Source organism: Streptomyces sp. SAS_272, from assembly GCF_052543235.1.
On the sequence record NZ_JBMNDR010000046.1, the window covers coordinates 23,002 to 32,737 of the forward strand.

Below are 9,736 nucleotides of genomic sequence, written 5' to 3' on the forward strand. Positions count from 1 at the left end.
GTAATGAATTGGGAAACTGACGGAAATTCAGCGAAGGGAATTCCCCGCCCGTTTCCCCCACGTTCAGGAGAGCGACCCCAGGCGCTGCGTCGTATAGGCGCATTCGGTGTAGATGTAGCCGGATTCGAGCTTGGCCGTGTCCGAAGCGGGCGTGTCGAGGCTGTCGCTCATCGGCTTGTGCAGGAAGAACGTGGTGCCGACCGGCAGGGTGATGGTCCGCTCCGGGTACTTCTTGCTGCTGTTGCTGCAGGGCTCGAAACCCGGGCTGAGGGTGCTGCCGAGGGAATACGCCTTGCAGCTGCCGCATCCCTTGAGGGTGAAACTTCCGGTGACCGGACCCGTGTAGAGAACCGTGATCTGGTCGGGGCTGTCGTTCTGCACCGTCACCGAGATGCTTCCGCCGGAACGCGTCGTCGGAAGCTTCTTTCCGGCGGCCGGCACGGTCTGGGCGATCTCCGCCGCTATCGCGATCTTCTTCGCCAGGGCCGCGTTCCCGGCGCTCTTGTGGCCGGAGGCGTAGTCGGTCATGGTCGTCTGCGCCGACTTGAAGTCGCCGTCCCGGTACTGGTCGACGCCGCAGGCGTACGCACCCGTGTCGGCGCTCGCCGTGGCCCGGGCGGCGTCCTTGTCGAGGGCGCCGGCGAAGGTCGTCCGCTCGGCGGGCAGCCCGTCGATCTGCGAGCTCAGCGTAGACAGCCGCTCGACCGCCGAGCAGGGTTCGGCTCCGCCCAGGTCCTTCTCCGTCTTCGCGACGACCGAGGCCACGGCCGGCTCCACCTTGGCGGCCTGCGCGGAGGCGGGGAACGTGGTCAGCAGTTCGCCGAACTGTCCCGTCCAGCCTGCCTCGCCCGCCGTGAGCGACGTGGACGCGCACTCGTACAGCGAGGTGGCCAGCCGGTCGTCGGGCCAGGTCTTCAGGTCACCGAGATCCGTCGCGGGCAGGCTCTTCGGCACCGTGCGCAGAAACTTCAGCGGCGCGGTGGCCGCGCAGTGGTCGCCCTGGTCGTAGGAGGCGCCGACCGTCCGGTAGAAGGTCTTCATCTGGGCGGGCACCCGCTCGGCGGCCCGGGAGCCGGGGTGATCGGCCTGCAGGGCGGCGTAGGAGGCGAGAGCCTTGCGGTAGTCGGCCTGCGCCGAGTCGAACGGCCGGTCACCGGCTGCCTCCACCAGGCGGTTCGCCTCGTCGAGCCGGTCGAGGAGCATCTGCTGGATCGCTTCGTCCCGCGCCCCGTCGTACAGCACCGCTCCGCCGGCCGGGGCCACCAGCAGGAGCAGCCCGAGCCCCAGCGCGAGGGGCGCGTTGCGCAGTCCCGTAAGCGGCGTTCGCAGGCCCACACGTGCCCCGTGCGCCGCCACGGCGACGAGGAACACGCCGTACAGGACGAGCGCGAACCCCGGGACGCCGTCCGGGTCGGCCGGCAGCGCCACGAGCAGCAGGGCGAGGGTGGCCGCCCAGCACAGCGCCGTCAGCACCCAGCGCCGCGTCAGCGCATAGCCCAGCCCCAGTCCGCTGAGGTTGAGCACCGCGACGGCGACGGCCCGCACTCCGTCGGCCGGGGCCGGCGGCGGCGCCGACGGCATGGGTGGAACGTTGAAGGTGTGGTCGTATCTGCCGTACTGGTCCCCCGACATGGCGGCTCCCCCCGCTGAACTGCGCCCGCACATCTGCGATTTGTCAGTGTACGGGCGCAGCGGGGCCGCCGACAGGGGGATCGGCGGCGAAGCGTGCGGGGCCGGCGCCGACGAGGACGCCGGCGCCGGGTGCCGCCGGCCGTGACCGGCAGCCGGCCGGACCGCCACGCGGGGCGAGCGTGGCGGCCGCGGCTGCTATCGCGTCAGGCATCGTCAGGCCACACCCCCCGCCGTCTTCCTGCGGCGCAGGGCGTAGACGCCGGTGCCGGCGACGGCGAGGACGCCGAGTCCGGCCGCGGTCACCGAGGGGCCGGCGAGGGCGCCGCCACCGGTGTGCATGCCGCCGCTGGGCTTGTCGTGCTTACCGCTCCAGCCGCCGGACTCCTCCTTGCCGCCCTCCCAGGAGCCCGAGCCGTGCTCTTCCTTGTTGGTGTCGGCGGCCTCCCAGTCCTTGTCCTTCTCCTTGTAGGTCTCCGGGTCGAACCGGGGGTCCTTCGCCGCGCCGCGGTCGCCGTCCTGGTCCACCGCGGTCAGGGCGCCTCCGCCGGTGTGCATCCCACCGTGCGGTCCGTCGTGCTCGCCCTTGCCGTGCGCCTCCTTGCCGTGCTCTTCCTTCCCGTGGTCCTCCTTGCCGTGCTCCTTGCCGGACCAGGAGCCGTCCTCCTTGGCGGAGGAGCTGTCTTCCTTGGCGGAGGAGCCGTCCTCCTTGCTGTAGGAGGAGCTGTCGTGGTCCCAGTCCCCGTCGGTGGCGAAGGCGCCCGGGGCGCCGATCGCCAGGGCGGCCGAGGCCGCCGCGGTGGCCAGGATCATTCGAGCAGAGCGCATCTGATGGTCCTTCCGTCCCGACCGGGCAGCCGACACCTCGTCAGCTCACCTGACCCGGCCTGACGTGATCCACCGTCAGTCAGCGCGCGCCGGTCCACCACTCAGGGCGGTCAGCCGGGTGAAACGGGCCCGCCCTGCCCCGGATGCCCGCCCGTGAGTCGTCCCTCGGGGAAGATCCACTCCAACGGCGGACCGGCGAAACGATTCCCGGGGTGAACGCGCCGCGACATGCGGCCGTCCCCGGCTCCGCGCCCCGATCCTGAGGCAGGCGACCGCCGCCCGGGCGGCCCGCCCCGTCCCGCTCTCTCGATCCGTCAAGGAGTTCTGTCGTGCGTTTTCGTCGTACGGTGCTCAGCACCATCGGTTCCGTCGCTCTCGTGGTCGCCTCGCTCGGTGCGGTGACCGCCGCCACCGTGAGCCCCGCGGCCGCGGACCCGTGCGGCTTCTACAAGACCGGTTCTGACGCCTTCTACAACCACTGCACGTCCGACGGCTCCCGGGTGGTCGTCAAGGTCGAGGTCGCCCTCGCGCCCGACTACGAGCGCTGTGTCGGCCCGGGCACGACCTGGCTGGGTCCTGCCGGCAAGATCCAGGGCGCCTACTACGTCGGCCGTCTGTGCTGACGTCCGCGCTCGGTCCGCGCCGAGTTCGTTCCCAGCCCGCGCCCGGTCCGTCCTGAGTACCCGCCGAGTCCGTGCTGAGCATGCGCTGAGTCCGTGCTGACGGGCACTCACGCGAAGTCGTCCAGGATGTCCGCCAGCCGGGGCTCGATGGGGTTGTCGAGTTCGTCCGTCTCCCAGAAGAGGACGTTCAGCGCCGCCATCGGGTGGGCCGACCCGCCCTCGCGCAGACCCGGCTGCGCCACCCGCGGCGTGTCGAGGTAGATCTCGTCCGCGGCGTGGAACATCGCCGTCCCGAGAGGCTCGTCGAAGCGGGTGCGGGGCCGGTACTGCCACACCACGCCGTTCCTTGCGCGGCGGACGACCTCGCCGAGGTACCAGACCGCGCCCTGCACGAAGGCGCCGCTCTTCGCTCCGAGGAGGCCGGCGCTGCCGTCGAACCTCTCGCGCAGCGCCGTCTCGAGCAGGTCGAGGGAGGCGGGGGAGAAGTCCCAGTGCCGCCCGCCGTCCGCCGCGGGCCCGGCCTCGTCCGTCCAGCGGGCGAACTCCCGGGCCCGCACGGCGAGCCAGCTCAGGAGTTCCGGATGGTCCGCCCCGGCCGCGGGGGCGCCTTGTCCGCAGGGGGACACGACGGCGGGAGCCCAACCGGGCTCCCGCCGTCGCAGGGCGGCCACCGCCTCCGCGAGCCCGGCCGCCTCCTCGGTGAAGACTCTCCCGGTGCGAGTGCGGACGGCCCGGGTGATGAGGGTGAGCGGGGAAAGGGGGGCGAGGCCGAGCGCGGGGTCGGGGTGGACGACGGGCCGGCCCGCCGAGGAGCCGGCGGCGCCACGCGGCTGCCAGCCCCACCGTCCGCCTGCGACGTCCAACAGGACCTCGCCCAGGTAGACCGCGGCACACCGGGTGGGCCGGAAGTCCAGATCCGGCTTCTCGTCGGCCGACCGGTACTCGGCGAGCAGATGTGCTTCCAGCCCGGCCAGGGAGGCGGGGCCGAAGTCGAAGGGGAAGCCCTCGTCGAGGATGCCGCGCAGTTCCCTGAGCGTCTCGGGGATCTCGGAGATCCACAGACCGAGCCGCCGCTCCGTCGTCTCGTCACCATGGTCGGTTCGGGTCATGGGGGCCACTGTAGGGAGCGTGGTCACGCTCCGGTGAACTCCCTGTGGACGTCCGTGAGTTGTTCTGCCGTTCCTGTCGATTTGCTGTGCGATTCAGTTGCGAACAGGTCTAAGGTGGCCGCGCGACGGACGTCACGGGGGCCTCACCTGTCGCACCCGAACCCCTCCATGGCCCCATCCGCGAGGGAAGAGGAACAGCATCTTGAGTTCGCTCACACGACCGACCCGCAGATGGCGCCTGATCGGGCGCCTCACGGCCGCGCTCGGCGCGGCCGGTGCGCTGACCCTGACCGGTCTGCCCGGCGTGGGCGTGGACAGCGCCCAGGCCGCGACCACGATCAAGGGCCAGCGCTGCGACCAGAAATGGCTGAAGAAGTCGTACGGAAGCACGCCGTCCACCTCCGGCTTTCCCGCCGGGGCCGACCCGTACCAGAAGTGGGCGGGCAACCCGAAGAACTACAACTTCCCCCTGCCGGGCAAGGCGTTCGACGGGCTGAAGGCGCCCACCAGGGCCGAGGCGCAGAAAGCCCAGTCCCAGACGGTGGACCAGTGGAAGAAGCAGGCCGCGGCCTCGGGCGCGCCCGCCGACAAGGCCATGGAGATCTACGCCCGTTTCCTGTCCACCGGGCGTCCGGTCGCCGAGTTCACCAACTGGTTCGACAAGATCTACATACGCAACGAGATCAACAACCACAAGGGCAGCGCCTTCGAGCAGCGCGTCGTCAAGGACTTCAACCTGATCGGCCCGGACTGGCTGTGCGAGGTCAAGGTCGAAGTCCGCGATGCGAACGGCAAACTGCTGGCCACGCGGAAGTACGACGCGTACAACCAACGGCTCAAGGAGTTCAACGAGTTCAAGTCCAACGGCACGCACCGGCCGGACCAGCTCGCCGCCGACAAGATCATCGCGCGGCAGCCGGAGACCAGGGACCACACCTTCCGCATGGTCGGCGGGAAGAAGGTTCCGAAGAACACCGTCGACAAGCTCCGTGAGTTCAACGACGAACTGTCCCGCGAGCGCGGCAAGCCCAACCAGGTCCGGGTCTTCGAGCGGCAGTACAACGGCATCCCGCAGACCAAGCCGATCCGCGGCTACAGCCGGTACGACACGTGGTTCAGCCCCGACCCGGCCCAGGGCACCCGGGGCCCGGCCAACGACCGGGTCCGCGATTCGGCGCCGACGCCCGAGGACGCCCGTCGCCAGCAGGGCGCCGCGCGGAAGATCGACACTCGCGGCACCCTCCCGCGCGGAGGCCCCGGCGGCATCGACTTCTCCACCCTCGAACTCCGGTACGTCGGAGCGCCCGTCAAGGGCAAGGGCATGGCGTACTCGATGAAGGCCGACTACGTGCCCGACCCGGACACCGCCCCGGGCTGGGGCGGCGAGGCCACCATGAACCTGGCCTCCGACAGCTTCTTCACCTGGCTCGCGCTCACACCGGAGAAGTTCTGGGTCAACCTCAACCCGGACGAGCCCGACCGGATCATGGACAGCGCGTTCGCCTCCACCGACGCCGGGCGCGTGCTGCTGGAGGCCGACCTCCAGATGAAGCACGACTTCTACAAGGCCATGGACCCCAAGACCGATCTCGGCAAGCGGTACTGGGCGGCCCTGCCGAAGGAGGGCGGCCGGCCGTGCATGCCGGGCCTGCGGAACTGGATCGAGCCCAAGCCCGCGCAGGTCCGCGAGCAGGACGGCGGCATCTACATCCTCGACGCCCCGCTGGCCCTGAAGTCGACGGCGCAGAGCACCGTCACCCCCGGTCCGGGCGAGCCCATCTGCACCCCCGACGCGGCGCAGACCAAGGCGGCCCAGGCCGTCATCGACGGCATGATCGTGCCGGCGGTCGAGAAGACCATCAACACCGCGCCCCAGTACGCCGATCTGCGCCGCGTCTACACCTCGCGGGTCGCCGCGGAGTGGATCCGCCAGCAGGACGCGGCCGGCGCGACCGACTTCCGGAAGATCATCAACAGCAACGACGTCAAGCGGTGGCCGCTGCGCGCCCCGCACCAGAACTGGGACAAGAACGAGCTGTTCAAGAAGTACCGGAAGATCTACACCGAGGGCGAGTTCCAGTACGAGGTCCCCGCCGGCGGCACGACGCAGATCTACATCGTCGGAGGGGTCGACTTCTCCAAGTCCCCGAAGCGGAACATCTCCCGCACCCGGTTCACGGTGGAGAACCCCACCCTGGACCAGACCACCAAGACGTCGATGAAGGCCGACGACACGTCCTACCGGGACACCGACACGACCTATCTCGGCGCCGACCCGAGCGGAACCGAGGACACGGGCGGCGGCGGTGACGACCCGTCCGGGTCGCCGGAGCCGACCCCGTCGAAGCCGGGCGGCGGTTCGCACACCCCGGCGCCGGGCCCGTCCGCCCCGGGCGGCGGCGACCACGCCACCCCCGCCCCGCCGGCCCACGACCCGGACGGCAACCTCGCCGACACCGGTTCGAACGTCCCCGTCGGGCTGATCGCCTGGCTGGCGGCGGCGCTGGCCGTGGCCGGCGGTGCTCTCGTGTGGTGGATCCGCAGGCGCAGGGCGGCCGTCGGCTGAGCCGACGGCGCGCGGCGCGGTGAACGGCGGCCCCGCCCCCTGTCCTCGGGCAGGGGGCGGGGCCGTTCACTTCAGTACGGTCAGCAGGCGATCGGCGAACTCCTCGGGATTCTCGACGGCTCCGAGGTGGCCGCCGGGGAACTCCACGAACCTGGATCCGAGAAGCTCCGCGAGCCGCGCGGCCGGTCCGTACAGAGCGGCCTGCCCGCGGGAGTCCTGCCCGGCGGCGGGCGTCAGCCGGTCGGCGACCGGGCGGAGCGCCGCGAGGTCGGGCGGGGTCGAGGAGAACGGGACCAGGACCCGGCCGAGGAAGACCGGCAGGTTGGCGTGCATCCGTCCGGCCATCTCCCGGATGCCGGGCGGCAGTTCCGTCGGCTGCTCGGGCGCCCGCCGCGGCGTTCCGTCCGACAGGCCCTCGCCGAGCCGGGCCATGGCGGCTTCGGCTCCTGACCGCTGGAAGATCTCGCGCACCTCGGCGAAGAGCGCCCGGTGCGGAGCCGGATCATCGAGGAGTTCCACCAGCGGCGGCTCGTGCGTGACCACCCTGCGCAGCCGCTGCGGCCGTCGGGCCAGCAGATCGAGCGCCACGATCGCGCCGGAGCTGCAACCGAGCACGGCCGCCTCCTCGTCGGGGGCGAGCAGTTCGAGCAGGCGGTGGGCGTCGTCGCTCCACACCCGGACCTGCTCGTCGGCGTGCGCGGCGTCGGCGGGGCCGTCGAGCGGGCTGCGGGACAGACCGCGCGGGTCGTAGGTGACCACCGTGTGGTGAGCGGCCAACCGTGGCGTCATGCCCGCGTACAGGCCGGCGTCCCCGGCTCCGCCGGGGATGAGGAGCAGGACCGGCCCGCTGCCGGCCGTCTCGTAGTGGAGGGTGGCGCCGGGCGCCTTGAGGGCGCCGGTACGGGTCGCGTTCAACGCTTGCTCCTGTCGGGCTGCGATGGTCCTAGCTAGAGGCTCTAGGTTTCAGCCTAGTGGAACTAGGTTTAGGGCGCGTCAGATTTTTTTGCGACGGGCCGCCGTCCGGCACTCGTGGCCGAGCCCCCGCGGCCGAGCCCCGCCGGTCGAGCCCCGGTGAGCGCGCCGCGCCGCGCGGCCGGATCCGGTCCGGCCCGCCCCCGGGATGGTGCACTGGGGGAACAGCGACGGTGCGCGGACGGCCAAGTCCCGGGCGTACGCGCGTTCTAGCTTGGTTGCTCGAGACAACGCACCACGAGAACAGCAGGAGTTGCCATGTCCGACCTCGTCGAGCCGGTCACGCCGGTGCTCGAACCCCAGGCCGCGGCGTTCGCCGAAGCCACCGCCAACCCGCCGTACCTCTTCGATCTCGGTCCGGTGGAGGGTCGAAAGGCGGTCGACGAGGTGCAGTCGGGTGAGATCGCCAAGCCCGCCGTCGACGAGGAGTGGGTGACGGTCGCGGGTGGTCCGACGGGGTCCGTGCGCGCCCGGATCGTGCGGCCCGCCGGCGTCGAGGGCGTGCTCCCGGTGGTGCTGTACATCCACGGTGCGGGCTGGGTGTTCGGCAACGCGCACACGCATGACCGGCTCGTGCGTGAGCTGGCGGTGGGCGCCGGGGCCGCGGTCGTGTTCCCGGAGTACGACCTCTCGCCCGAGGCGCGTTACCCGGTGGCTGTCGAGCAGAACTTCGCCGTGGCCCGGTGGGTCGTGGAGCAGGGCGCGTCGAAGGACCTGGACGGGGCGCGCATCGCGGTCGCGGGTGACTCGGTGGGCGGGAACATGGCCGCCGCGCTGACGCTGATGGCCAAGGAGCGAGGCGGTGTTCCGCTGGTGCAGCAGGTGCTGTTCTACCCGGTGACCGACGCGGCCTTCGACACCGGTTCCTACCACCAGTTCGCGGAGGGCTACTTCCTGCGCCGCGACGCGATGCAGTGGTTCTGGGACCAGTACACGACCGACGAGTCCGAGCGCGCCCAGATCACCGCGTCGCCGCTGCGGGCGACGCCGGAGCAGCTGAAGGACCTCCCCCCGGCCCTGGTGATCACCGGTGAGGCCGATGTGCTGCGCGACGAGGGCGAGGCGTACGGCAACAAGCTGCGCGAGGCCGGCGTCCCGGTCACCGCCGTCCGCTTCCAGGGCGTCATCCACGACTTCGTGATGCTGAACGCCCTGCGCCCGACGTACGCCGCCGAAGCCGCGATCAACCTTGCGGTCGGCACCCTGCGCGACGCCCTGCACGTCTGATCCCCCCAAGGAGCACCCCCATGACCACCACCCCCACCGTCGTCCTGATCCACGGCGCGTTCGCCGACGCGGCCAGCTGGTCCGGCGTCGTCTCCGAGCTCCAGGGCCACGGCGTCCCCGTGATCGCCCCGCCGAACCCGCTGCGCGGCCTCGCCTCCGACGCCGCGTACGTCGCCTCCGTCGCCGCGCAGATCGACGGTCCCGTGATCCTCGTCGGTCACTCGTACGGCGGCGCCCTCATCACCGTGGCCGGCACGGTGGAGAACGTCGTCGGTCTCGTCTACGTCGCGGCCTATGTCCTGGAGGAGGGCGAGAGCCTCGGCGAGCTGCAGGGCCGCTTCCCGCTCTCGCCGCTGGTCAGCAACCTCAAGGAGTGGACGTACCCGGTGCCGGGCGGTGACCCGGCGGTCGAGGTGACCATCGCCGAGGACGCCTTCCCTTCGGTGTTCGCCGCGGACGTGCCCGCGGACGTCACCAAGATCCTCGCCGCGGCGCAGCGCCCGCTCGCCGCCGCCGCGTTCGGGGAGACCGCCTCGGCCGCCGCCTGGAAGACGAAGCCGTCCTGGGCGCTGATCGCCGCCGCGGACGAGGCGATCAACCCCGAGGTCGAGCGCTTCGGCGCCAAGCGGGCGGGGGCGACGATCGTCGAGCTGGAGGGCGCCTCGCACGCCGTGGCCGTGTCCCGGCCGAAGGCGGTCGCGGACCTGATCCTCGACGCGGTGCGCGCGACGACCTGACACGGGGACAGGCCGGCCCGGGCGGGCGCGCATCCGCACCCGGGT

8 protein-coding genes are annotated in these 9,736 nt (G+C 71.6%); 4 read left to right on the forward strand and 4 right to left on the reverse strand.

Annotated features, from left to right (window positions below):
* Positions 1-63: 63 nt before the first annotated feature.
* Both ACN6LD_RS24560 and ACN6LD_RS24565 read right to left on the reverse strand, forming a co-directional pair.
* A complete protein-coding gene (locus ACN6LD_RS24560; protein ID WP_445044284.1) occupies positions 64-1,632 on the reverse strand; it encodes a hypothetical protein in 1,569 nt (522 codons plus the stop codon).
* 213 nt (positions 1,633-1,845) lie between these two features.
* A complete protein-coding gene (locus ACN6LD_RS24565; RefSeq protein ID WP_319197604.1) occupies positions 1,846-2,457 on the reverse strand; it encodes a hypothetical protein in 612 nt (203 codons plus the stop codon).
* Between the two features lie 329 nt (positions 2,458-2,786).
* On the opposite strand from ACN6LD_RS24565, the gene ACN6LD_RS24570 reads away from it, so the two are divergent.
* Entirely contained in the window at positions 2,787-3,080 is a 294-nt protein-coding gene (locus ACN6LD_RS24570; protein ID WP_319197605.1) for a DUF6355 family natural product biosynthesis protein, read from the forward strand.
* Positions 3,081-3,187: 107 nt separating this feature from the next.
* Here ACN6LD_RS24570 and ACN6LD_RS24575 read toward each other — a convergent pair whose 3' ends face one another.
* Complete coding sequence (locus ACN6LD_RS24575; protein ID WP_445044285.1) at positions 3,188-4,189, reverse strand: hypothetical protein; 1,002 nt, start codon at positions 4,187-4,189, stop codon at positions 3,188-3,190.
* Positions 4,190-4,391: 202 nt separating this feature from the next.
* Here ACN6LD_RS24575 and ACN6LD_RS24580 point away from each other — a divergent pair, with 202 nt between their 5' ends.
* Positions 4,392-6,755, forward strand: a complete 2,364-nt coding sequence (locus ACN6LD_RS24580; RefSeq protein ID WP_445044286.1) for a hypothetical protein — start codon at positions 4,392-4,394, stop codon at positions 6,753-6,755.
* Between the two features lie 66 nt (positions 6,756-6,821).
* Here ACN6LD_RS24580 and ACN6LD_RS24585 read toward each other — a convergent pair whose 3' ends face one another.
* Positions 6,822-7,670 (reverse strand): alpha/beta fold hydrolase, encoded by an 849-nt coding sequence (locus ACN6LD_RS24585; RefSeq protein ID WP_319198129.1) that lies wholly within the window; start codon positions 7,668-7,670, stop codon positions 6,822-6,824.
* A 315-nt stretch (positions 7,671-7,985) separates the two neighbouring features.
* On the opposite strand from ACN6LD_RS24585, the gene ACN6LD_RS24590 reads away from it, so the two are divergent.
* Both ACN6LD_RS24590 and ACN6LD_RS24595 read left to right on the forward strand, forming a co-directional pair.
* On the forward strand, positions 7,986-8,954 hold the full coding sequence (locus tag ACN6LD_RS24590; protein WP_445044287.1) for an alpha/beta hydrolase: 969 nt from the start codon (positions 7,986-7,988) through the stop codon (positions 8,952-8,954).
* Between the two features lie 20 nt (positions 8,955-8,974).
* Positions 8,975-9,691: an alpha/beta fold hydrolase gene (locus ACN6LD_RS24595; RefSeq protein WP_445044288.1), complete on the forward strand. Its 717-nt coding sequence runs from the start codon at positions 8,975-8,977 to the stop codon at positions 9,689-9,691.
* The last annotated feature ends 45 nt before the right edge of the window (positions 9,692-9,736 follow it).